Source organism: Streptomyces sp. NPDC088400 (genome assembly GCF_044753355.1).
GTDB lineage: Bacteria > Actinomycetota > Actinomycetes > Streptomycetales > Streptomycetaceae > Streptomyces.
Genome location: NZ_JBIVMZ010000022.1, coordinates 15,178 through 36,599 on the forward strand (window position 1 = coordinate 15,178; position 21,422 = coordinate 36,599).

Here is a 21,422-nt window from a genome sequence, read left to right on the forward strand (position 1 = left end):
CGGTCGAACGCGGAGATCAACTCGATGGGTGAGGACTCCGGTTACTGCCCCGAGCCGGAGGAGGCCGGGGCGTCGTCGGGTACGCCCAAGAAGGATGGCGTGAAGTGCACGGATCAGGTGAATTACGCGGGTGACTCGCGGTCGAACGCGGAGATCAACTCGATGGGTGAGGACTCCGGTTACTGCCCCGAGCCGGAGGAGGCCGGGGCGTCGTCGGGTACGCCCAAGAAGGACGGCGTGAAGTGCACGGACCAGGTGAACTACGCGGGTGACTCCAGGTCGAACGCCGAGATCAACTCGATCGGCGAGGAGTCCGGCTCCTGCCCGCCGGTGCAGAACCGGTGAGTTCCTGCCGCGTGTGCCCGCTCCGGCGGGCGCGGTGATTGACGACGTCGGATGCGGACCTGCGGGCCGGCGTCCGAGCCGCCGAAAGGGTCCTCGGTGGCTACCTCAGTGTGCACACGGCACAGAAGCCAGAAGCTGAGCCAGACCCACTACTCGTGAATCATGACCGAGGAGCCTGCGGGAGCTGCCTGTTGAACGTGAGGGGCGGAGCTCAGACGTGCCGGGTCCTCGGTCCCGATCCCACCCGGCACGGTGTGGTTGTCACGGCAGGAGAGTCAGCGCGGGAACGTGGACCGGTTTGACGGCGTGGAAGTGGCGGTGGTCCAGCGTGGCGACACTGGTCGCCTTGAGACGCTCGGCGAGGGCGATCACCGAGGCATCGGCGATGCCTCGGTGATCGCCGAGGCATCGCCGATGCCAAGAGGGAAGCCCCGGTACTGCCGCATGAGTTCGGTCATACGGGACAGATCTGCGCCCTCGGTAGCTACCTGGATCAGCTCCCCTGCGGCGACGGCTTCGACGAGGTTGATCTCCGCGTCGGGACTCACGTACTTGGCGAGCAGGTAGCAGGCTTCGGTGAGTACATAGGGAGTGATCAACAGTTCGCCGTCATGGGATTCCAGCAGCTCGGCGCAGCTTTCGTGGTCCTTGTCGTTCCGGTTCAGCAGGGCGACGACGGGCCCGGTGTCAACGATCAGCATCGGACTCGCCGAGCTCCTCACGAACGATGCCCTTGGCACGGGCTCCGAGGTCGCTCGACGGCCCGTCGAAGGTTCTCAGGACACGAAAACGGCTGGGTGGGGGTGTCTCGACCAGGCGCAGTGCATGCCGACGCAGTTCCTCAACCTGTTCTGGCTCGAGTCGCTCGATGATGTCGTACAGGTCGCTGTAGTCATGGGCGGCAGTCATCGCGGCTCTCCCTGTCGGGCTGTCTCTGATGTCACGATAGCGCTCGTCCGCGAAGCCCGCCGACAGCTCCGCAGGTGGTGCGGTTCTGGGCAAGAGGCATAGAGAGGCCTGGACAATAAACAAGTCCCGGCTCTGTGACCTGGTACTTCGTCGTGGAGCGGGTGACGAGAATCGAACTTGCGCTCTGAATCCTGGGAAGCAAGGGTCCTATGTGCCCAAGGTGCCCTGACGGGGATTGCGCGACAGCCCTTGGCGAGTTGCAGGTCCTCCTCCGGCAGCCAGGCCCTCCCCCCCGGGGTCCCAAACGGGTAGGCGAGGGCCGTGGGCTGGACCGTGACGGTACGAAGGCCGCTATCATCCCCGATGTGGAACGTTCCCAAAAAACATCGCCGACCATCGTCATGTGGGATCTCGGCGGCGTCCTGGCGCCATCGGGCCGTGCGCTGGCCGCCCTCGCCGAGGCCCTTGACGTATCCGAGTCCGAACTTGCCGACCCGTACTGGAGCCACCGGGACGCCTACGACCTGGGCGATTCCCCGGACACGTACTGGCAACGGATCGCCGAGGCTCTGGGGCGCCCGCTCGACGGGGGGTGGATCGAGCGGCTCGACCGGATCGACACCGAGAGCTGGGCGGCCCTCGCGCCCGAAGCGACGGCGCTGCTCGACCGACTGGCCGCGCGGGGAACGCCGTTGGGGGTCCTCTCCAACGCTCCGGGCTCGCTGGCGCGGGCGGTCCGCCGGGCGCCGTGGAGTGGTCCCTTCGAGACCCTGGTCTTCTCGTCGGACCTCGGCCTGATGAAACCGGACCCGCTCGTCTACCGGGCCGCCGACGAGCGGCTGGGCCGCTCACCGTCGGAGGTGGTGTTCTTCGACGACCGGCCGGAGAACGTCGCGGCGGCCCGCGCGCACGGCTGGCGCGCACATCTGTGGACCGGAGGCGAGGCGGCCGTGGCGGTGCTCGCCCGGGAGGGCGTGCTCGATGACTGACCGGCCGCGCAACCCGACGATCATAGATGTGGCCGGGCAGGCCGGGGTGTCCAAGTCGGTGGTGTCCCGCGTCGTCTCGGGGCGCGGCAGCGTGGGGGAGGAGACCCGGCAGCGGGTCCTCAAGGCCGCGCAGGAGCTGGGCTACGTCGTCAACGCCTCCGCGCGGGCCATGGTGGCCCACCGTACGTACACGGTCGGGGCGTTCGTGCGTGATGCGGCGACGCCCTTCTACGGTCACCTGCTCACCGCGATGCAGGAGCGCGCCGCCTTCCACGGCTACCGGGTGATCACCGCGACCGGGTCCGGCCGGTTCGAGGTGGGCGGCGAGTACCGGGCCCTGGAGACTCTCGCGATGCTGCGGGTCGAGGCGCTGGTCGTGTGCAGCGGGCTGCTGCCGAGCGAGCAGATCCTGCCCTTATCGGCGCGGTTGCCGACCGTGGTGGCGGGACGCCCGGAGACCCATCCCAGCATCACCAGTGTCTACTGCGACGAGGAGGAGGGCGGTGTCGCCCTGGCGGACCACCTCGTCGAGTTGGGGCACCGCGAGGTCGCGGTGGTCACGGTGCCGGTGAGCAGTTCCGTGACGCTGGGGCCGCGGACGGCGGCCATGGCCCGTCGCCTGCGCGAGCGCGGGGCGCGCGTGCTGGAGATTCCGGGGGAGCACCGGGAGACGGCCGGCGCGTGGATGACCGAGGTGCTACGGCATCCAGGGATCACGGCGGTGATGGCTCCCAGCGACCGCCACGCGGTCGCCCTCCTGGAACAGCTCCGGCTCCGGGGCGTGCCCGTGCCGGAGCAGCTGTCCGTCACCGGTTACGACGGCATCGGGGATCTGGCGACGTCCTTGATCGGCCTGACGCACTGGCGCCAGCCGATCGACCTGATCGGCAGCGGGGCCGTGGACGCCGTGGTGCAACTGCTCGACGGGGAGCAGCCGCCCGACCACCACCGGGCGCTGCCCGGCACGCTGGTGGTGGGCCGGACGACGGCCGTGCCGCAGACTCACGGCTGAGACGGCTGAGACATCTGCCGGACGGCGGCGGCGCCGCAGCCCCACGACTGGGACAACAGAGGCAGTTGCCGGGTGGCGCCGCCGCCGCAGCCCCACGGCGGAGCCCGCCGAGCCCACCGAGTCAGCCGAGCCCGCCGAGTCAGCCGAGGCGGCAGCGACCGTCGGGGGGCCGCAGCGACAGCCGACGGGCATTTTGCGAGTTGTTCACCCATCGGGCCCTTCGGAGGTCCCACCCGAAGTGGGAACGTTCCACTCATGATTGGGAACGTTCCACTCCGCCGCCGGCGCGGCAGACCGCCCGGATCGGCCGGACCACGTCCGGCCGCCCTGGTCGGTCCGCTGATGGTCCTGCCGTGCGTCGGACTGCTGCTCGTCTTCGCGTACTGGCCGGTCGTCCGAGGCATCGTCCTGAGCCTGTACGACACCGACCTGCTCGGCGAACCCACGCGGTTCGTCGGCGTCGCGCACTACGTCGACCTCGTCGCCGACCCGGAGCTGCGGCGGGCGCTGCTCGCCACCGGGGCGATCGCCGGGCTCAGCGTGCTGCTCTCCGTGGGCGGCGCGCTCGCCGCTGCGCTCCCGCTGCGCCGGGCCGCCCGGAAGCCGCGTGCCGTGGTGTCGGTGCTGCTCTCCCTGCCGTTCGCCTTCTCGGCGGCGGCGTCGGCGGCCGTCTTCGCGGGCCTGTTCGCGCCGGCGGTCGGGACGCTCAACCAACTGCTGGTCCATCTCGGCGTCGCCGGGCCGCAGTGGCTGCAGTCACCGACGTGGGCCATCCTCAGCATCTCGATCGCCACCGCCTGGTACGAGTTCGGTTTCGCCTTCCTCGTGCTGCTGGCCGCGCTGAGCCAGCTCGATCAGGAGGTCATCGAGGCCGCGGCGCTCGACGGCGCCTCGGGGCCGCGGCTCGCCTGGTCGGTGATCATCCCCATGCTCCGGCCGAGCCTGGTGTTCCTCCTGGTCACCCAGACCATCAACGGCCTCCAGGTGTTCACCCAGGTACAGGTGCTCACCCGGGGCGGCCCGGCCGGCGCCACGTCCACGGTGGTGTACGAGCTGTACCAGCGGGCGTTCGGCGAGGCACTGCCCCAGGTCGGTTCGGCCTCGACCCTGGCCGTGGTCCTGCTGGCCCTCGTCCTGGCGATCACCGCGATCCAGTTCCGGGTGCTCAGGAGGTGGGCGTGAAACGTCTTCAAGCCGGTCCCGTGAAACGCCCTCAGGCCGGTTCCGTAAAGCGTCTTCAGGCCGGTTCCGTACTGCGCTGGTTGTGGCTCGGCGTCGTGGTCGTGCTCGTCACCTTCCCCGTCTACGTCACGGTCGTCACCGCCCTCCTTCCGTCGGGCGACGTCGCCGCGGGCCGCCTCGTCCCGGTGCCGGGCCGGTTGACCCTGGACAATGTGCGCGAGGCGCTGGACTCCGCTCCGCTGGCCCGGCAGTACCTGGTCAGTGTGGCCGTCACCGCCCTCCAGGCGGCCGCCCAACTGGCCACCGCCGCACTGGCCGCGTACGCCCTCGTCTTTCCCCGCTGGCGCGGCCGGGGCATCGCCTTCGCGCTGGTGCTGGCCACCCTGGCGTTCCCCGGGGAGAGCCTGGTCATCCCCAACTTCGAAACCGCCACCGCGCTCGGGCTGCGCGACACCCTGCTCGGGATCGTCATCCCCTACCTGGCCGCGGGCTACGCGGTCTTCCTGCTCCGCCAGGCGTTCCTCGCGCTGCCGCGGGAGACCTGGGAGGCCGCCCGCCTGGACGGCTGCGGCGAACTGCGTGCCCTGCTGCACGTCGTACTGCCCATGGCACGGCCGCAGTTGATCACGGCGGCGATGTGGTGCGCCCTGTCGGCGTGGAACGGCTACTTCTGGCCGCTGCTGATCACCGACTCCCCCCAGCGGCGCACCATCCAGGTGGGCCTCGCCCAACTCGCCGTCGACCAGGCCACCACCCCGGCCGTGATCTACGCGGGCACCCTGCTCGTCCTGCTGCCGACCCTGCTGCTCGTCCTGTTCGGGCAGCGCTATCTGGTCCGGGGTCTGGCCTCACGGGTCACCACGTAGCCATCCCCTCCGTCACACGTACCGAGAAACACACCGGCACACACGCCGACACACGTACCGAAAAACGCCGCCACGCACACCGGCACACGTACTGAGACGCACACCGTCATGCACCGGCACACGCACCGGCACACGCACCGAGAAGAAAGACGATCCGTCATGTCCTCACGAACCCCGCGCTCCAGAAGACTGCCCCTCCTGGCCGTGCTCCTGACAACCATCACCGCGACGACGCTCACCGCCTGCGGCGGTTCCGGCGAGGAGGCGACCGGAACCGCACCGGGACCCTCGGAGCTGGCAGCCGCGAAGGGGCCGGTCACCGTGACCCTGTGGCACGGGGTCGGCGGCCCGGCCGGCAAGGCGCTCCAGAAGGAGATCGACGCGTTCAACAAGGCCAACACCGGCAAGATCGTGGTGAAGGCGTCGTTCCAGGGCAGCTACGCCGACGCCACCGCCAAGTACACCTCCGCGATCCGCGACGGTGGCACGCCGAGCGTCATGGTCACCAACGACATCACCACCGGCTATCTGCGCGACACCAAGCAGACGGTCTCCGCCCAGGCGATGGCCGCCGCCAACCCGAAGGACCTCGACCTCGACCAGCTCCGCCCGGCGGCGCGCAACTACTACACGGCCGACGGCGAGTTGCTCGCCGTACCGCTCAACACGTCGATGCCCCTGCTGTACGTCAACGACAAGATGCTGGACCGGGCGGGCGTGGACCGCTCGACCCTCGGCACGCTGGAGGGCGTGGCAGCGGCCGCCCGCAAGATCCACGCCAAGGTCTCCGGGGTCAAGGGCATCGACATGCCGCTGGACGGCTGGTGGTTCGAGCAGCTCACCGCCGCCGCCGGGGTCCCGTACTGCACGCCGGACAACGGCCGTAAGGGCGACGGGGCCACGGCGCTGAAGCTGACCAGCGAGCCGCAGCGCGCCGCGATCGGCACCATGGCCAAGCTCTACACGGACGGCGTCGCGCTCGACACCGGCGTCGAGGGCAACGCCGCCCTGTCCGCCTTCACCGCCGGCAAGACCGCCATGATGTTCAACTCCAGCGGTGCCATCGGCGGCATCAAGGAGGCCGGCATGAGCGACTACACCGCGCTGCCCTATCCCCTCTCGGGTTCGAAGGACACCGCGGGGCCCGCGATCGGTGGTGCCGCGATGTGGGTGGACCAGGCCGGGCACAGCAAGGCCGAGCAGGTGGCGAGTTGGAAGCTGATCAGCTACCTGGCGTCCGCCGGGGCACAGCAGCGGTTCGCCGAGGCATCCGGCTACGCCCCGATCAACACCGCCGTCGACAACTCGCCCGCCTGGAAGCGGTTCCTCGCGAAGAACGAGCCTTACGCCGTGCTCGACAAGCAGTTCGCCGACACCCCGGCCACGACGGCCGCCTCCGGCTGCCTCACCGGTGCGATGTCGGGCGTACGTGCCGAGGTCGTACCCGCGATGCAGCAGGCGTTCAGCGGCAAGGCCTCCCTCGACAGCGCCCTGAAGGCGGCCGAGAAGGCGGCGACCACCAAGATCAAGAACTACCGGAAGCAGGCAGGGCAGTGACCGCGAACGTGACCCCGATCAGGACCCCGGCGCCGACCCCGACCCCTGCTTCGCCCCACACCCCGGCCCCCGACCCGGCCGAAACGCCCGAACGATTCGCGCAGGCCCCCGGGGACCCGTACCGCTACGGCGTCTACCTCCGCCCCGACCCCGCGACCTGCTACGCGGTGACGGCCGTGACCGCGCAGCTGCGGGCGCAGTACGGGATCGTCTCGGCCGGCGCGTTCCCGCCCCACGCGACCCTGGTCGGCAGCCGGCACATCACGGCTCCCGTCGAGGAGATCGTCGCCGCGGTGACCCGGGGACTGGCCGACGTCTCCGCCTTCACCGTCCACAACGCGGGCGCCCAACGGCAAGGAGTGGGAATGGTCTACGACGTCCACCACCTCGCCGACGGCATCACACCGAACCCCGACTTCGTGGACCTCGCCGCCCGCGTCGACAAGGCCGTCGCACCCCTGCAGACCCCGGCACCGAACCACACCATGCACGATTTCGACCGGGACACGTTCCGGGCGCACCTGTCGCTGGTCTCGCACGACATGTACGTACGCCCCGATCTGGGCGACGAGGTCGAGGAGTACGTCAAGGGGCTCCCCGTGGCGGTCCCGGGCACATTCCCCGGCGACAGGGTCACCCTCTACCGCACCCGCAGCGACGACTGGGCGGGCCGCTGGTGGCAGACCCTCACCTGGGACCACGTACACACCTGGCGGCTGGCGCGCTGAGTGGTTTTCCAGCGGCCTTCCTCCCCAGCCCTGACCGGCGCTCACCAGCCCTTGCCAGCCTGACCAGCCCTGACCGGCGCTCACCAGCCCTCTTTCGTACAACGCGCGTTGCGAGACGTCTGTTGTACGAAAGGGGGCTGCGGCCTGCTCGGGCGGGCACGACCGCGGCCCCCGGTGGGCTCTCACGCCTCCAGCATGCCGGTGACCAGCAGCCGCAGCGACATCGCGAGCCGCCGAGCCTCTCCCTGCCCCAGCAGGCGCACGACCGGTCCGTTCTGCAGAGCGCCAAGCAGGATATGGGCCAGCAACTCGGCGTCCAGGTCAGGGCGTTCCTCGGTGATCAGCTTGCTGATGTGGCCGTGCCAGAACCCGTAGACCGAGTGCTGTTCGCGGGAGTCCTCCTGGGCCTCGCAGGGGGCTGTCGTCACCTCGCCGAGAGCGGCCAGCAGACCCTTGTTGCGGCCGACCACGTCCACGACCGCGTCGAGGAAGGCCAGCAGCCGCTGCCTGGGCGGGGCTCCCGGGCCCAGCGGCGGGGGTCCGTCCGTGACCGATTCGCGCAGGGCGTCGGCTCGATTCAGCATCAGCTCCCGCATCAGGCCCGCGCGGCTGCCGAAGCGATGGAACACCGTGCCCTTCCCGACACCGGCCGCGGCAGCGATGCGCTCCATCGAGACCTGCTCCGGAGGGTGTTCGGAGAGAAGACTCTCGGTGGCCTTCAGGATCGCGTGCCGATTGCGTGCCGCGTCGGCGCGTTCACGACGGACTTCCGCCATCGGCTCGCTCCCCATCCAGAATCATGATCCGTGGACAACTGGACCATCGGTCCAGTACGGTCGAATTGGACCGCCGGTCCAGTTTAGCCCACCCTCTTGTCCGGGGAGATCTGCCATGCGACGAATCCGCTACCACTCCTACGGTGGCCCCGAGGTCCTCACTCTGGAAGAAGTCCCCGTTCCCGTCCCGGAGTCGGGGCAGGTGCTCATCCGGGCCGAAGCGATCGGCGCCAACTTCGTGGACACCCAGCTCCGGCGCGGCATGGCCCAGACCGAGCTCTACCCGCGGCCCTTACCCAGATCCCTCACCGGCGACGTGGTGGGCACGGTCGAGTCGGTCGGGCCGGACACGGATCCGGCCCTGATCGGGCAGCGGGTCGCCACGAGCTCCGAGGACGCGTTCTGCGACCTCGTCCTCGCGGACGCGCGATGGCTCGTCCCGGTACCCGACGGGCTCGACGCGGGCACGGCCGGCGCGCTCCCGACGGTGGCACCGGTGGCCCTGGGCGTGCTGCGCGCCGGGCGGCTGGCGCAGGGCGAGACCGTACTGGTCCATTCCGCCGCGGGCGCCATCGGCCACCTCACCGTGCAGCTCGCGAAGATACTCGGTGCGGGTACGGTCATCGCCACTGCCGGTACGCCGGCCAAGCTGGACTTCGCTCGCGCCCACGGCGCCGACATCGGCGTCGACTACACCGACGAGGACTGGCCGGAGCAGGTCCGCACGGCCGTGCCCGGCGGCGTGGACGTCGTCCTCGACGCGGTCGGCGGCGACATCCTGCGCCGCAGCCTCGACGTACTGGCCCCGTACGGACGGCTGGTGATGTACGGAGCCGCGAGCGGCGAACTCGGCAGTATCCCCGTCACCGACCTGTTCGCCCTGAGGTCCGTCACGGGGTTCTCCCTCATGGCCGCGCATGCGGCCGACGCCGAGCGTGCGGTGAAGGACCTGGCTGAACTTACCGAGTACGCGGCCCAGGGGTTGCTTCGCACAGCGGTCCACGCCCGGCTGCCGCTGACCGAGACCGCCGAGGTGCATCGGCTGCTGGAGAACCGTGCACAGCTGGGCCGCGTACTGGTCGTCCCGTAGGGCGCGGGCCGGTCCGAAGGCTCGTTGTCACGGCCGACGGTCAGCCGCCCTGACGGGTGCTCTTGACGGGTGCCCCTGACGGGCGGCTGGCCGCCCCACGTTTGCCACCACGTCAGTGCCGACCCGATTGCCGGTCGGTCTTATTCCCCCGCGCAGAGCCGCAGGCCCTCCGGGGTGAGACAGGGGAAGTGCCCCTGGTCCCGCACGATGTCCTGTCCGGCGCCGCGGCTCAGGTAGTTGACGAAGCTGGCGGCGAGCGAGTCGGCGGGCGGGCGGCCGTAGGTGTAGGCGTACTCGATCTCCCGGTAGGGGTAGCCGCTGGTGCCGATGGTCTCGATGGACGCCGACTGTCCGTCGATACGCAGCGGGTGCAGGCCCTTGGTGGCGGAGGCGGAGCGCGGTTCGGTGTAGCCGATCGCGCCGGGCAGCCGGGCCACCGTCCTCAACACCTGTGCCGTGCTGTCGAGTTCGCAGCGGATGACCGAGGCACTCGTGTCGTCCTTGGTGCGGCAGTCCCGGGAGGAGTTGACAGGTTCGTTGCGCTCCAGAACCTGCCGCTGGAAGACCTCGCGGGTGCCCGAGTTTGCGTCGCGGCTGACCAGGAGGATGGGCAGATCCGGGCCGTCGAGGTCCTGCCAGTTACGGATCTCGCCCCGGTAGATCTTCCGCACCTCGGCCAGGGACAGATCCTTCACCGGGATACGGTCGTTCGCCACCAGGGTGAAGACGGAGACCGCGACGGGGTTCTCGCGCAGTGCCGGGTAGCCGTTCGGCTTGGGGCCGTCGGAGAGGGCGACGACGGACGGGATACCGCCGGCCGAGAGCGTCTTGGCGCCCGCCGCGTCCAGCGCCCGTATCCCCGCGGTGCTGCCGTGCGGTTCCACGGTGATGTCGGAACCGGGGCAGGCCTTCTCGTAGCCTTCCCCCAGTTTCTGAGCCGCCGGGGCGAAGGCGGTGGATCCCGTGACGGTCAGGGTCCCCGTCGCGCAGCCGATGGGGGACGGTACGTCGCTGCCGCGTATGACGATGATGGACGCGAGCGTGATGACGCACACGGTGAACAGGACCGTGATCAGACGGGCCGGGCGGCTGAAAAGGGGCGGCTTGTCGTCGGGCGTCGTACTCCGGTTGGGCGTCACCTCGCCGTCCCGGACACCGCCGGTCACCGTGACGTCTCCGCCGACTCCGCCGCCGGTCAGCAGCGCCAGCACCTTGAAATGCTGGCCCCTGTTGAGCGGAACCTTCGGGAGGTACAGGGTGTTTCCGTCGTGGTGCAGGCCCGCGATCGGGGTGAAGTGCTCGATCAGATGAACGGCGTTCGCGGGCTGGGTGACGGCGATGCCCCGGATGGAGCGGCCGCTGAAGACGACGGTGAGACCGTGGCGTTCACTGCTGGTGTAGTCGTCACCGGCGATGCCCTCGAAGCCGTCGTTCTCGATGCGCAGCAGGACGAGGGTGGCATCGGACAGGTCGGAGAACTCGTCGAACAGACCGAGCCGTACGTTGCCCCGTCCGCCGTTACGGGCGTCGCTGCCGATCGGAGTGTCCATCTGGACCCGGAAGCCGATGCGTTTGCGGCGCGGGATCCGGCGCTCGTACCAGACCACGCCGACGGAGGCCGCGAGGCCGAGTACCGCCGTACCCACCGCCACGATGTTCTCTGCGTTCAGCCATTCCACGAGTTTGCCCCCGCACCTCGCACGTCGCACGCGTGTCGTACACGCGTCCGCACACCGTACGGAGCCGGGGCGGATGCGCCGGGCGCTTTCGCCGTCCCGTCGGACAATGGCCGTCAGCTCGCCGGTTGTTGTTCGCCTGCGGTTCGCGGGAGTTCCCGGAGAGCGTTTCGGCGGATCTGTCGCCGTAAGGGACTGTCCCCGTAAGGGACCTTCGCGGTAAGGGACCTTCGCGGTAAGGGACCTTCGCGGTAAGGGACCTTCGCGGTAAGGGACTTTCGCCGGGAACGAGCGGCGCCGGATACCTTCGTCGGCTGTTCATCCGGACAACGTTCCCTGCTCCCTCGCCGGGTGGGACCATCCTGCACCGTCACTGTCGTACATCTGTCACTCGTCACTGTCGTACAGCGGAGAAAAGATGCCCCCGAAGAGAACCTACGCCGCGCTCGTAGCCGTAGCTGTCACCGCCGGCGTGCTGGCCGGCACGGGCGGGGCGAGCGCACACCAGGAGCGGCAGCGGCCGGTCGCCTTCGACCGCACCGCCACCTACCCGGTCTTCCAGAACCGGCCGGCCGGCGAGGACCCGGCCTCCCCGACCGTCGCCGAGATCTCGGCGACCAGTGAGGACGGCCGGACCCTCGTCTACACCGACGCGGCGGCCCGGCGGATCGGCTTCCTCGACATCGGCGACCCCGACGCCCCGCGGGGGCTCGGAACACTGTCGCTGACCGAACTCGGCAACGCCGAGGACGAGCCGACCTCGGTGGCGGTGGTCGGCCAGTACGTCCTGGTGGTCGTGAACACCAGCGCCGGCTACGCCGACCCGTCCGGCCGGCTCGACGTCATCTCGCTGCGCGACCGCAAGCGGGTGGCGAGCCACGACCTCGGCGGCCAGCCCGACTCCATCGCGATCAGCAAGGACAAGCGGTACGCCGCCATCGCGATCGAGAACGAGCGCGACGAGGAGGCGACCCCGCCCGGAGGCGAGGAGGGCGACCTGCCCCAGGCTCCGGCCGGCTTCGTGCGGATCGTCGACCTCAAGGGGGACAAGCCGGACCGCTGGCGTACCCGCGCCGTGCCGCTGACCCAGTCGAACGGCGAGGCGCTGCCCGCCCTGGCCGCCGCCGGGATCACCGAGCCGACGGACCCGGAGCCGGAGTACGTCTCCATCAACAGCCGCAACCAGCTCGTGGTGACCCTCCAGGAGAACAACGGCGTCGTCGCGCTGGACCTGCCGACCGGCAGGATCACCAAGGCCTTCAGCACCGGTACGGCGTCGGTCGACGGCATCGACACCGTCGAGGACGGCACGATCGACCTGACCGGCTCGATCACCGACGTACCGCGTGAGCCCGACTCGGTCGGCTGGATCGACGACCGCTACCTGGCGACCGCCAACGAGGGCGACTGGCGCGGCGGCACCCGGGGCTGGTCCGTCTTCGACAGCCGCACCGGCAAGGTCGTCTGGGACGCGGGCAACAGCTTCGAGTCGATCGCCGCGCGCTACGGGCTGCACAACGAGGGCCGGGCCGAGAAGAAGGGCGCCGAGCCGGAGGGCCTGGCGATCGCCGAGTTCGACGGCGTGCGCTACGCCTTCGTCGGCTCGGAGCGGAGCAACTTCGTCGCCGTCTACGACCTGAGCCGGCCGACCGCCCCGGTCTTCCGGCAGGTGCTGGCCACCACCAACGGCCCCGAGGGGCTGCTGCCGATCCCGTCACGTGACCTGCTCGCGGTCTCCAGCGAGGAGGACGACGCCTCGGCCAACGTGCGGGCGTCGGTGAGCCTCTTCCGTCTGGGCAAGAACGCCCCCGGGTCCCCGAGTATCGTCTCGGCCGCGGACTCCACCGGCGCGCCGATCGGATGGGGCGCGCTCGGCGCGCTCTCCGCCGTACCCGGCAGGTCGCACCAGCTCTACAGCGTCACCGACGCCGCGTACTCCGACACCAAGATCCTGACCATCGACGCGGCGCGGCAACCGGCGGTCATCACCCGGTCGTTGACCGTCAAGGGCACCGACGGCCGGCCGGTCGGCTACGACGCGGAGGGTATCCACGCCCGGCCGCAGGGCGGCTTCTGGCTCGCGGTGGAAGGCGCGACCGGCGCGGGCAACAAGCTGGTCCGGCTCAACAGCGCCGGGCGTACCGAACAGGTTGTTCCCCTGCCGGCGGACGTCGCCGCGGGCCTCGGGGGACAGGGCTTCGAGGGGGTCACCGCCACCACCGACCGCAAGGGTCGCGAGGTGGTCTGGGCCACGCTGCAGCGTGAGGTCAAGACCGACCCGTCGGGGATCGTCCGGCTCGGCCGGTACGATGTCGCGGCCGGCACCTGGAGTTGGTACGGCTACAGGACCGGCTCCACCACCACCCCGGGCGACTGGATCGGCCTCTCGGAGATCACCGCGGTCGGCGACAAGCTCGCCGTCATCGAGCGGGACAAGCTGAACGGTCCGTCCGCCAGGATCAAGCGGGTGTACACGGTCGACCTGCCGAAGTCCCCGGCGCCGTCGGGCCAGTTGCCCGTGCTGCCGAAGAAGCTCGCCCACGACGTACTGCCCGACCTGCGCGCGACGAACGGCTGGACCCAGGAGAAGCTGGAGGGACTGACCGTGGCCGGTGACGGCGAGGTCTACGCCGTGACCGACAACGACGGCCTGGACGACGCCACCGGAGAGACAGCCTTCCTGCACCTCGGCTCCAGCAGGAAGATCTTCGGGCGCCACTGATCCGCGCCACTGATCCGCGCCACTGATCCGCGCCACTGATCCGCGCCACTGACCCGCGTCACTGACCCGCGTCACTGATCCACTGCGGCGCTCACGGCGTCGCCTCCGACAACGAATCCCGAACGGCCGCCGGCGGATCGCCGGCGGCCGTTCGCACAACTGTCGGCCGGGCCTCCCTGGCGTCATCGCTTCTGGGCGGGATGCTCCTCCGGTCCGGACAACGACGAACTCCGCTGACCTGGGGTCTCGTCCGAGAGCGGACGGCGGCCAGGCTGGATCAGCTGCTGGACAGCGTCGTCGCCAGCGACTGGAACCAGGCGCCGTGGGAGAACGGCTCGGGCGGGCTGACCTCCATGCCGAGGTCGGCGGCTGCCAGAGCGTAGTCCGCCTCGTCCAGGGGGAGCGCGAGCAACTCGTGGAGTTCGCCCACGAGCCGTGCGACCAGCTGGGGGTCGGTGGTGGCGGCGTAGTCGGCGACGGCGGCGTCGTGGTCGGGGAACTCGTCGACGATGTCCTGCGAGAACCAGCCGCCGAGCAGTTGCGCGGTCTCCTGGAAGCGTGCGTGCCATTCCCAGTGTGTCTGCGGGGACGACGGTTCCGGGACGTCGCCTTCCTCGATGCTCTTCTTCAGGTGGTCGGCCAGCACCATCAGCCAGCCGCCGATCTCCGACTGGGGCATCCCGGTGTCCGGGATCGCGTAGAACTCGCCCAGGCCATGCCGGATGCGGCCCGGAGGATTGCGGCTGTACTCGCGCAGCTGGCGCTCTGCCTCCGCGATGGCCGAGGGACGGGTGTGCCAGGTGTGACGGAGGTACGCGTCGAGCGCGCGGCTGCGCCTCTCCGGGGTGTCGTCGGCCGGCTGACCCAGGTACGCGCGCATCACCTGGTCCAGCTCGCCGTACCGGCGGTCGTGTTCGAGGGGCTTCATGGACATGTGCGTGCGGCCTCTACAGGTAGAACGGGACGGTCGTGTGGACGACGAAGCCGTGCGGGCTCGACGGCTCGCGGCGCAGCACCACGCGCGCCGCGCGCACATCGACGGGCCCGCGCCCGGCCAGCAGCTCGGCTTCCAGCTGGACCCGGCCCACGGGCTCCTCGCGGGACGGCCAGGAGGCCTCGATGGTGAGGCGGGCCCGGGTGTGCTGGGCGAGCCAGCGGTGGATGGCCTGCTCGTTGGTGCTCACCACCTGCTGGGTGGCCCATTGGGCGGTCTCCCGGTCAGGATAGGAAGCGGAACGGGTCAACACGGGAGCATCCTCTCGAAACGCCTGGTCAGAAGCTGCGCTCAACGGGTCGGCGACCGGATCATCAGTCGGTGAAGTTCCAGAACAGGCCGACCTCGGTGTTCGAGACGATGACGAGGCCGCAGTCCTCCATGTAGACGCCCAGCGGGTTGTACCCGAAGGTCTCCAGCGTGAAGTCGAGTGTGCCGGGCGCGCTGCCGTGCTTGCTGACGTTGGTGTGGTAAGTGGCCTCGTCTCCGTAACGCGCGAGAATCGTGCGCGCCATCGCCCGCAGTTCGTCAGGGGATTCGGCGAAGTACTGGAGGTTGGACAAGGTGCAGCCGCCCTCGGTGATTGCCAGGAGCAGGTTCTCGGCGCTGTCCCGATCGATCTTCTTGAGGCGCTGCGCCACGTACTCCGCGGGGTGGCAGGAGAAGGGGTACGTGGGAAACCCCTGACGCTCCGGATCCTCAGCCGCGTCGTCGACGACGGCCCAGCCCCGGGGGTCCGGGATCCGGGCCATCACGGCGAGGACGTCGAGTGTCCAGTCCTCGTGACGGCGCGGTCCGGTGGCAATGTACGCGTACGCGTCCGCGTACAGGTGACGTACCGCGGCGTCCCAGGACGACTGGTCGACGGACGGCATGTGGTGTGGGCCTTTCTCGGGGCTTAAGGGGTCTGCGTGTTCTGGGGCCTGCAGGGCATCGAGGTCATGACCGTGAACGGCGGATTGCGACTGCTGTCGTACTTGAGGCGCGCCTCAACGCCGTTCACGTCGTACGCCCTGGCGTCAGATCCCCCCTGTTTGTACCCGGACAGCGGGTCGTTCGGGTCCACGGGCTGCTTACTCACGCTGCGGCCGGAGGTCTCCCCGTCGGGCACGGTCGACTGGAACTTCTCGACCCTCCCCTCCTCCGGCGGTGGCGGCCCCTTGATCCACGCCTCGATGGCGGCCTTGTTCTTGTTGAGGGTGTACTCGGTCAGTTCCTCCGCCCGCTGGTAGTTCGGGAAGGCCGAAGAGCTGTTGGGCATGGGCTTGCCGTACGGCCAGGCCTGGGTCGGGCCGCCCGACTGCTGGTCGCGCAGGCGTTGCGCGAGTTGCTCGTCCGTCTTGCCGACGTGCTTGTCGAGGGTGTGGCCGTTCTCCAGGTACTCGTTGGCGGCGAGGTTCAGGTCGTACGTGCCGTTCGAGTCGACCTTCAACCAGACCTGCGAGTCCTTGAACTCCTCCAGCGAACGGGCGCCGAAGCCGTGTGCGCGCGCAACACCGGCCTCGAACTTGGGGGCGCTCAGGTACGCCTCGTCCAGCGGCCCCTGCAACGCCTCCATGCGGGTGGTCAGGCCCCCCAGGATGCCGGTGTACGTGTCGACGATCCGGTTCAACTTGGCCGTGTTGATGTTCAGTACGGTCTTGACGTCGAACGACAGGACCATCCCCACCCCCTTGCCGAGCACGGACGTGACCGCGCCGAGGACGCTCTTGGGATCCTTGGGCCTGGCGAGGTCCTCGATGACCTCCTTGGCGGCCACCAACATGGCACGCTGGAGCTCGGCCGCGACGTCGCGGTTGAGGTCGACGGCGGCCTCCGCGTACTCCCGGAGAATGGTGGCGATCTTGTCGGCGGTGTCCTTCAGGACGGTCATGACGGGCTGACTGCCCGTGGGGACGCGGGGCGTGCCCTGGCCTGAGCTGGCCGTCTGTCCCCACTGGGCGCCGTGCCGCTGCTGTCCCCATGCCGTCGCGCCCCACAGAGCGCTGCAGAAGGTCCGCATGGCGGCTTCCCATTCGGCTTGCTGGTGGTTGGTGATGGCGCCGACGGCCTGGGTGAGCTGGTCCGCCCCCGTCGTCGCCGTGATGGAGACGTTCATCCAGCTGTGGCACAGGGAGTTGAGGTAGTGCTGATGTGGGAAGGGATGGACGTCCGCCACCTTTCCGACCCGGAACACGTTCTTGCACAGTGGCTGGAGGATGTCCCGGACGATCTCCGGGATACCCTCCATCGCGCCGCGCATGAGGTCGTCACCGCCGTCGTCGTCGCCCCACTTGATGTCGGGGATCGAGTCGAAGCTCGGTGCCTTGTCGATGACCGCCGGCCGAGGGCGCTGCTCGGCCGTCTTGCCGGGCTTGGGGTGGGCCGCCGCATCCGCCTTGCTGTAGGCGTTGGCCGTCTCGGTGAAGCCGACGGCGACACCGCCGACACTCAGGACGGACCGGCCCCAGACCTCCAGCCAGCGGTTGCCGATCTTCTTGTACGCCTGGGCGAACTTCTGGGCCTCGGTGCCCGCGCCCCCGGCATCGGGGTACTTGCCCAGCTCCTCCAGGAGCCTGTTGGCGCCCCGCACCAGGAAGTCCTGCTGCGCGGCGACCTGTCCGGAGACCGACCACAGGTCGCCCGGCTTGACGTCGATGGTGCCGTTGCCGCCCGGCGGCGGGGCGGGGGTGGGCGGTCCTGCCATCAGGCGCCGCCTCCCCAGCCTTCGAGTACGGACTTGTTGGCCGCGGCGTAGTTGAGGTGCCCCTTGACCACGACCTCGTGGAGCCAGGCCTGGGCGGCCTTGAGGTCGTCGGCGGAGCGGCTCCACTTGTCCAGCTCGTCGATGAATGCCTCGCGGGCCTCGCCGTCCCAGCTCAGTACGACCTTGGTGGCCCGTCCGTACAGCGTGTCCAGCCTCTCGTTGAGGGCGCGGAGGATCTCCTCCAGGTCCCCGGAAAGGTGTTGCAGAGTAGCGAAGTTGACGGTGATCCGGTCTTCGTCCGGCATGGTGCTGATCCCCCGTGGTTCAGACGTCCAGGATGCTGCTCTTCGGCTGACCGGCGTCCGGCACGGGCACCGGGTCGGGCACGGTGAGGGCGCGGGCGGCCGCGGAGACGTCCTCGCTCTCCTGCGTCCGCCGGATCCGGGCCAGGGTGTCGAGCTCCTGCTCGGTGAAGCCGTCGCGCGAGGCGCGCATGGCCGCTTCGAGGAGGATCACCACCTGGCGGATGCGTACGGCGTCCTCGGCGACCCCTCGGTGCAGGGAGCGATACGCGGTGGCGGTGGGGCCCTGCCAGCCCGCGGCGACCTTGTCGACGACCTCGTCCATGCTGCGGGTCTGCTGTTCCAGATAGCGCTGCATCTCGTCGAGGTCGTTCACCAGCCTGCCGAGGTCGTCCCCCGACACATCCAGATCGGCATCGTGCATACTGCGGCCCCCGCCCGTCACGCTTTTGTGCGCGCACATGTGCTCTGCGTATCGGTGCCACTCTAGTGCGTGATGTCGCTGCGGCCCGGGACAACGACTATGACCCGCGTCTCCGACCTGGGGCTCTGCTGAAGAGCGGGTGAGGGGAATTGAACTCGCGTTGTGAGCTTGGGAATCACGGGCACGGCATTCCATGAAGGGGCTCGTCCTGCTGGACGGGACGTCGCACAGGCCGCCTTCTTCGCGGCGGCACGGTTCGTGGCCGCCACGAAGAAGGCGATGGTGGCGCGGACGCCATCCGAAGTGCGCCCGGTCCGGGCCGACATGGCGGTTTCCCAGGCCCGGGGAGTGCCGTCGAGTTCAGGACGCGGGAGAACTGGCTGACGCCGCGGCCGATGTGGGCGGCCCGAGGGGATGAGGCCCTCTTTCCGGCCCGTCGTGGTGAAACTTCCTGCCGGGGAGGTGCCGGGGAGGTCATCCCCGCTCACGAACCGTCAGATTGATGACCCACTGTCGATGACCAGGTCGGTGCCGACCACCGAGCCGGCCGCCGGCGAGGCGAGGTAGAGCACCCCGGCCGCCACTTCTTCGGCCTCCGCGACCCGGCCGAGTGGGCTCTCCGACTTCATCCGCTCGGCACGGTCGGCCTCGGTCTCGCCGGGCTGCAGCGACATGGGAGCGGCGGAGACGCCTGGGCTGACCGCGTTGATCCGAATGCCCTGGTGGATGTGGTCGAGAGCGGCGGCGCGGGTCAGCGCGGCGACCGCTGCCTTCGAGGTGCTGTACGCGGCGATATTCCGCATACGCAGGTGTGCGCCCAGGTTGGAGGAGACATTGACGATGACCCCACCACCGTTCTCCTTCATGTGTGCGATCTCGTGCTTCATGGCCAGCCAGACGCCGGTGACATTGGTCCGCAGCACCGCGTCCCAGTCCTCCTCGCTCACCTCTCCGACCGGTACGGTGCCGCGGAGTATCCCGGCGTTGTTGACCGCGATGTCGAGCCCGCCGAAGAGGGTGACGCTTTCGCGTACGAGGTCGCGGAGTTGGCCCGAGTCGGTGACGTCGGCGGTGACGGCGGCAGCTGTACCCCCGGCCGCCTCGATGCGGCCAACCGTCTCGTCCAGGGAGGCCGCGGTGCGCCCGGCGGCGACCACGGATGCGCCCTCGGCGGCGAAGGCGATCGCGATCGCGCGGCCGAGGCCGGAGCCCGCGCCTGTGACGAGCGCGGTCTTGCCAGTGAAGCGGTTCATTTCGGCAACTCCTTGATATTTGATCGATCGGTCTATTATTTGGGCAGGCAGGCAGGCAGGAGTGCGGACGGAGCCTGGTGGCTCCGGTGCCCGTGATTCAGTCCAGGAGTGCCAGCGCCTGTTCGGCCGCGTCCCGCACCCGGGCGGGATCGCTGGACGCCTTGCCGACGATCCGTACGCCCTGCAGCAGGACGAGCAGCATGCGGGCCAGCGCGCGCGGATCGCGATCCTCGGGCAACTCGCCCTGGGCCTGGGCCCGTACGAGTGCGGAGTGCAGCGGGGTTTCGATGCGATCCCAGCTGATCTCGACCCGACGGGCCGCCGCGGGGTCGTGCGGGGCCAGTTCGGCCGCGGTGTTGGTGATGAGGCAGCCGGTCAGCCGGTCCTCGGGGGAGGCGGCTTCCGAGGCGAAGCGGCGTACCAGCGCCCGCACCGCGGGCAGTGCGGGTCCCGGCTGGGACAGTTCGGCGAGGAGCGCCGGATCGCGCCCCTCGGAGTACCGGTCCATGGCCTTCAGGTACAACTCGTGCTTGTTGCCGAAGGTGGCGTAGATGCTGGCGCGACCGATGCCGAGGTGTTCGACGAGGTCGGCCATCGATGTCGCTTCGTAGCCGCGTCGCCAGAACAGCTCAAGGGCTGACTGCAGCGCCGCGTCCGGATCGAATTCCTTGGTCCTGGCCACACCGGAGACCCTACGTCCAACCAGAACGATCGGTCAATAATGGCCCATCGCAGCGGATCCGAGGGCGGATCCGAGGGCGGATCCGAGGGCGGATCCGAGGGCGGATCCGAGGGCGGATCCGAGGGCGGATCCGAGGGCGGATCCGAGGGCGGATCCGAGGAGGGTCCTCCGTGACGACCGGTTCGTAAAACCTGACCACGCCGCCCAGCGACAGCGACTCCGTTGAGGAACCCAGTGACAGACATCACCGCACTCACCCAGCTCTGCCCGCCCCCTCGAAGCCTGCCCCGCCCCGTTGACCGGGGGCCGGGTTGAAGCCGGCCTGGGCATGCGACTTCCCGAGGACTACAAGCAGCTCGCCACCGCGTACGGTCCCGGGGCCTTTGCCGGCTACATCCACGTCTGTCATCCGCACGGCTACACCGAATTCGTCGACCTCGCCGGCCCCATGCCGGAAAGGCTCCGCGAGCAACTGCAACTGGACCACGACCGTGGTACACACCCCGTCCCATACGTCCCGCGGCACCTCTTTGCCGTGGGCGTGACGGACGATGGCGAAAATCTCTTCTGGATCACCGACCCGGAGGACGCTCCCGAGGCCTGGCGCGTCGCCGTGAACGAAGCCCGGGGACCGCGCTGGTTCACCTTTGACGGCACCCTCACCGCATTCCTCACGGCAGTCCTGAGCGGATCGGCTGCCGTCCCGCAGTTCGCCCCGGATCTCCTCGATCGGGCCGTCGCGCTTCATCCCCTCGAATTCCGCCCTCTGGGTGCCCCCGCAGGCCCCGGCCAGGCCACCTGTCGCCGGCGAAACCATCAGGGAATGGGCGCGAGCCAACGGCTACGAAGTGGCCGGCCGTGGCCGTATCACCGCCGAGATCCGTGAAGCATGGGAACGGGCCAACCCCGCGTGAGGCCCCGTCGGGGCGGGGTGTGAAGTGCCAGGCCGGAGAGGCGACCACCGTGGTCCGCTCGATGGGGGTGCGGGGTTGCCATTCGCCTAAATCCGCTCGCATTCCGATTGAAGGCCGACTCCGTTGCCGAAAATCAGCCGAAGCGGGTATGGCGCCTCTTGGTGCTCACCCTATTTCTCCACAGGCTTCTCCACAGGCGCTGCGTTTCTCCGGTGATGCCGGTGATGCCGGAGGGTTTGTCTGCGGTTCTGCCGGAATGAATTACATGACGGGTTGACCAGTGCTGCCGTGACCGCGAAGAAATGCGTAACGGGA

General features: G+C 69.5%; 21 protein-coding genes and 2 pseudogenes. 11 read left to right on the top strand and 12 right to left on the bottom strand.

All coding sequences use genetic code 11. The features are described from left to right. Positions 1-345: pseudogene (locus tag ACIQD6_RS34415) on the top strand (hypothetical protein); the annotation flags it as partial. A gap of 368 nt (positions 346-713) precedes the next feature. Here the strand turns inward: ACIQD6_RS34415 and ACIQD6_RS34420 are convergent. Both ACIQD6_RS34420 and ACIQD6_RS34425 read right to left on the bottom strand, forming a co-directional pair. After that, on the bottom strand, positions 714-1,046 hold the full coding sequence (locus ACIQD6_RS34420) for a type II toxin-antitoxin system VapC family toxin (RefSeq protein ID WP_401890497.1): 333 nt from the start codon (positions 1,044-1,046) through the stop codon (positions 714-716). Next, positions 1,033-1,254: a hypothetical protein gene (locus ACIQD6_RS34425; protein WP_401890500.1), complete on the bottom strand. Its 222-nt coding sequence runs from the start codon at positions 1,252-1,254 to the stop codon at positions 1,033-1,035. Before ACIQD6_RS34425 ends, ACIQD6_RS34420 begins: the two co-directional genes overlap by 14 nt. Before the next feature lie 365 nt (positions 1,255-1,619). Between ACIQD6_RS34425 and ACIQD6_RS34430 the strand changes: the two genes are divergently transcribed. From ACIQD6_RS34430 to ACIQD6_RS34455, 6 genes are all read left to right on the top strand, one after another. Then, positions 1,620-2,243, top strand: coding sequence for an HAD family hydrolase (locus tag ACIQD6_RS34430; RefSeq protein WP_401890501.1), 624 nt, complete (start codon positions 1,620-1,622; stop codon positions 2,241-2,243). After that, positions 2,236-3,255: a LacI family DNA-binding transcriptional regulator gene (locus tag ACIQD6_RS34435; protein ID WP_401890504.1), complete on the top strand. Its 1,020-nt coding sequence runs from the start codon at positions 2,236-2,238 to the stop codon at positions 3,253-3,255. Before ACIQD6_RS34430 ends, ACIQD6_RS34435 begins: the two co-directional genes overlap by 8 nt. Positions 3,256-3,510: 255 nt before the next feature. Then, positions 3,511-4,437 carry a carbohydrate ABC transporter permease gene (locus tag ACIQD6_RS34440; RefSeq protein WP_401890506.1) on the top strand — a complete coding sequence of 309 codons (927 nt, stop codon included), beginning with the start codon at positions 3,511-3,513 and terminating at the stop codon, positions 4,435-4,437. Continuing rightward, complete coding sequence (locus ACIQD6_RS34445) at positions 4,434-5,303, top strand: carbohydrate ABC transporter permease (RefSeq protein ID WP_401890509.1); 870 nt, start codon at positions 4,434-4,436, stop codon at positions 5,301-5,303. Before ACIQD6_RS34440 ends, ACIQD6_RS34445 begins: the two co-directional genes overlap by 4 nt. 159 nt (positions 5,304-5,462) lie before the next feature. Further along, positions 5,463-6,860 carry an extracellular solute-binding protein gene (locus tag ACIQD6_RS34450; RefSeq protein ID WP_401890511.1) on the top strand — a complete coding sequence of 466 codons (1,398 nt, stop codon included), beginning with the start codon at positions 5,463-5,465 and terminating at the stop codon, positions 6,858-6,860. Continuing rightward, positions 6,857-7,588, top strand: a complete 732-nt coding sequence (locus ACIQD6_RS34455; protein WP_401890513.1) for a 2'-5' RNA ligase family protein — start codon at positions 6,857-6,859, stop codon at positions 7,586-7,588. The genes ACIQD6_RS34450 and ACIQD6_RS34455 overlap by 4 nt, the downstream gene beginning before the upstream one ends. Positions 7,589-7,770: 182 nt before the next feature. On the opposite strand, the gene ACIQD6_RS34460 is transcribed toward ACIQD6_RS34455, so the two are convergent. Then, the gene (locus tag ACIQD6_RS34460; RefSeq protein ID WP_401890516.1) at positions 7,771-8,364 is read right to left on the bottom strand and encodes a TetR/AcrR family transcriptional regulator; all 594 of its coding nucleotides are present in this window, start codon (positions 8,362-8,364) and stop codon (positions 7,771-7,773) included. Between the two features lie 115 nt (positions 8,365-8,479). On the opposite strand from ACIQD6_RS34460, the gene ACIQD6_RS34465 reads away from it, so the two are divergent. After that, the gene (locus ACIQD6_RS34465) at positions 8,480-9,454 is read left to right on the top strand and encodes a zinc-binding alcohol dehydrogenase family protein (protein ID WP_401890518.1); all 975 of its coding nucleotides are present in this window, start codon (positions 8,480-8,482) and stop codon (positions 9,452-9,454) included. Positions 9,455-9,594: 140 nt separating this feature from the next. Here ACIQD6_RS34465 and ACIQD6_RS34470 read toward each other — a convergent pair whose 3' ends face one another. After that, positions 9,595-11,133: a substrate-binding domain-containing protein gene (locus ACIQD6_RS34470; RefSeq protein WP_401890520.1), complete on the bottom strand. Its 1,539-nt coding sequence runs from the start codon at positions 11,131-11,133 to the stop codon at positions 9,595-9,597. 415 nt (positions 11,134-11,548) lie between these two features. Between ACIQD6_RS34470 and ACIQD6_RS34475 the strand changes: the two genes are divergently transcribed. After that, the gene (locus tag ACIQD6_RS34475; protein ID WP_401890521.1) at positions 11,549-13,852 is read left to right on the top strand and encodes an esterase-like activity of phytase family protein; all 2,304 of its coding nucleotides are present in this window, start codon (positions 11,549-11,551) and stop codon (positions 13,850-13,852) included. Positions 13,853-14,129: 277 nt separating this feature from the next. On the opposite strand, the gene ACIQD6_RS34480 is transcribed toward ACIQD6_RS34475, so the two are convergent. From ACIQD6_RS34480 to ACIQD6_RS34515, 8 genes are all read right to left on the bottom strand, one after another. Beyond that, positions 14,130-14,786, bottom strand: coding sequence for a contact-dependent growth inhibition system immunity protein (locus ACIQD6_RS34480; protein WP_401890524.1), 657 nt, complete (start codon positions 14,784-14,786; stop codon positions 14,130-14,132). A 13-nt stretch (positions 14,787-14,799) separates the two neighbouring features. Beyond that, a complete protein-coding gene (locus ACIQD6_RS34485) occupies positions 14,800-15,099 on the bottom strand; it encodes an RNase A-like domain-containing protein (protein ID WP_401890526.1) in 300 nt (99 codons plus the stop codon). A gap of 61 nt (positions 15,100-15,160) precedes the next feature. After that, positions 15,161-15,721, bottom strand: coding sequence for a hypothetical protein (locus ACIQD6_RS34490; protein WP_401890528.1), 561 nt, complete (start codon positions 15,719-15,721; stop codon positions 15,161-15,163). 23 nt (positions 15,722-15,744) lie between these two features. Next, positions 15,745-17,532 carry an RNase A-like domain-containing protein gene (locus ACIQD6_RS34495; RefSeq protein WP_401890530.1) on the bottom strand — a complete coding sequence of 596 codons (1,788 nt, stop codon included), beginning with the start codon at positions 17,530-17,532 and terminating at the stop codon, positions 15,745-15,747. After that, on the bottom strand, positions 17,532-17,837 hold the full coding sequence (locus ACIQD6_RS34500; protein ID WP_401890532.1) for a WXG100 family type VII secretion target: 306 nt from the start codon (positions 17,835-17,837) through the stop codon (positions 17,532-17,534). Before ACIQD6_RS34500 ends, ACIQD6_RS34495 begins: the two co-directional genes overlap by 1 nt. A gap of 19 nt (positions 17,838-17,856) precedes the next feature. Beyond that, positions 17,857-18,297, bottom strand: coding sequence for a WXG100 family type VII secretion target (locus ACIQD6_RS34505; protein WP_401890535.1), 441 nt, complete (start codon positions 18,295-18,297; stop codon positions 17,857-17,859). Between the two features lie 455 nt (positions 18,298-18,752). Then, positions 18,753-19,511: an SDR family NAD(P)-dependent oxidoreductase gene (locus tag ACIQD6_RS34510; protein ID WP_401890537.1), complete on the bottom strand. Its 759-nt coding sequence runs from the start codon at positions 19,509-19,511 to the stop codon at positions 18,753-18,755. Positions 19,512-19,608: 97 nt separating this feature from the next. After that, positions 19,609-20,193: a TetR/AcrR family transcriptional regulator gene (locus tag ACIQD6_RS34515; protein ID WP_401890539.1), complete on the bottom strand. Its 585-nt coding sequence runs from the start codon at positions 20,191-20,193 to the stop codon at positions 19,609-19,611. Between the two features lie 328 nt (positions 20,194-20,521). Here ACIQD6_RS34515 and ACIQD6_RS34520 point away from each other — a divergent pair. Together ACIQD6_RS34520 and ACIQD6_RS34525 are read left to right on the top strand one after the other, a co-directional pair. Next, positions 20,522-20,743: pseudogene (locus tag ACIQD6_RS34520) on the top strand (hypothetical protein); the annotation flags it as partial. Between the two features lie 298 nt (positions 20,744-21,041). Next, positions 21,042-21,107, top strand: coding sequence for a hypothetical protein (locus ACIQD6_RS34525; RefSeq protein ID WP_401890651.1), 66 nt, complete (start codon positions 21,042-21,044; stop codon positions 21,105-21,107). Positions 21,108-21,422 lie beyond the last annotated feature (315 nt).

What these genes read in the sequence shown, in the direction of transcription:
- ACIQD6_RS34420 (WP_401890497.1), bottom strand. Translation starts at nt 1,046, where the DNA reads ATGCTGATCGTTGACACCGGGCCCGTCGTCGCCCTGCTGAACCGGAAC.
- ACIQD6_RS34425 (WP_401890500.1), bottom strand. Translation starts at nt 1,254, where the DNA reads ATGACTGCCGCCCATGACTACAGCGACCTGTACGACATCATCGAGCGA.
- ACIQD6_RS34435 (WP_401890504.1), top strand. Translation starts at nt 2,236, where the DNA reads ATGACTGACCGGCCGCGCAACCCGACGATCATAGATGTGGCCGGGCAG.
- ACIQD6_RS34440 (WP_401890506.1), top strand. Translation starts at nt 3,511, where the DNA reads ATGATTGGGAACGTTCCACTCCGCCGCCGGCGCGGCAGACCGCCCGGA.
- ACIQD6_RS34450 (WP_401890511.1), top strand. Translation starts at nt 5,463, where the DNA reads ATGTCCTCACGAACCCCGCGCTCCAGAAGACTGCCCCTCCTGGCCGTG.
- ACIQD6_RS34460 (WP_401890516.1), bottom strand. Translation starts at nt 8,364, where the DNA reads ATGGCGGAAGTCCGTCGTGAACGCGCCGACGCGGCACGCAATCGGCAC.
- ACIQD6_RS34465 (WP_401890518.1), top strand. Translation starts at nt 8,480, where the DNA reads ATGCGACGAATCCGCTACCACTCCTACGGTGGCCCCGAGGTCCTCACT.
- ACIQD6_RS34475 (WP_401890521.1), top strand. Translation starts at nt 11,549, where the DNA reads ATGCCCCCGAAGAGAACCTACGCCGCGCTCGTAGCCGTAGCTGTCACC.
- ACIQD6_RS34480 (WP_401890524.1), bottom strand. Translation starts at nt 14,786, where the DNA reads ATGTCCATGAAGCCCCTCGAACACGACCGCCGGTACGGCGAGCTGGAC.
- ACIQD6_RS34490 (WP_401890528.1), bottom strand. Translation starts at nt 15,721, where the DNA reads ATGCCGTCCGTCGACCAGTCGTCCTGGGACGCCGCGGTACGTCACCTG.
- ACIQD6_RS34495 (WP_401890530.1), bottom strand. Translation starts at nt 17,532, where the DNA reads ATGGCAGGACCGCCCACCCCCGCCCCGCCGCCGGGCGGCAACGGCACC.
- ACIQD6_RS34500 (WP_401890532.1), bottom strand. Translation starts at nt 17,837, where the DNA reads ATGCCGGACGAAGACCGGATCACCGTCAACTTCGCTACTCTGCAACAC.
- ACIQD6_RS34505 (WP_401890535.1), bottom strand. Translation starts at nt 18,297, where the DNA reads ATGTGCGCGCACAAAAGCGTGACGGGCGGGGGCCGCAGTATGCACGAT.
- ACIQD6_RS34510 (WP_401890537.1), bottom strand. Translation starts at nt 19,511, where the DNA reads ATGAACCGCTTCACTGGCAAGACCGCGCTCGTCACAGGCGCGGGCTCC.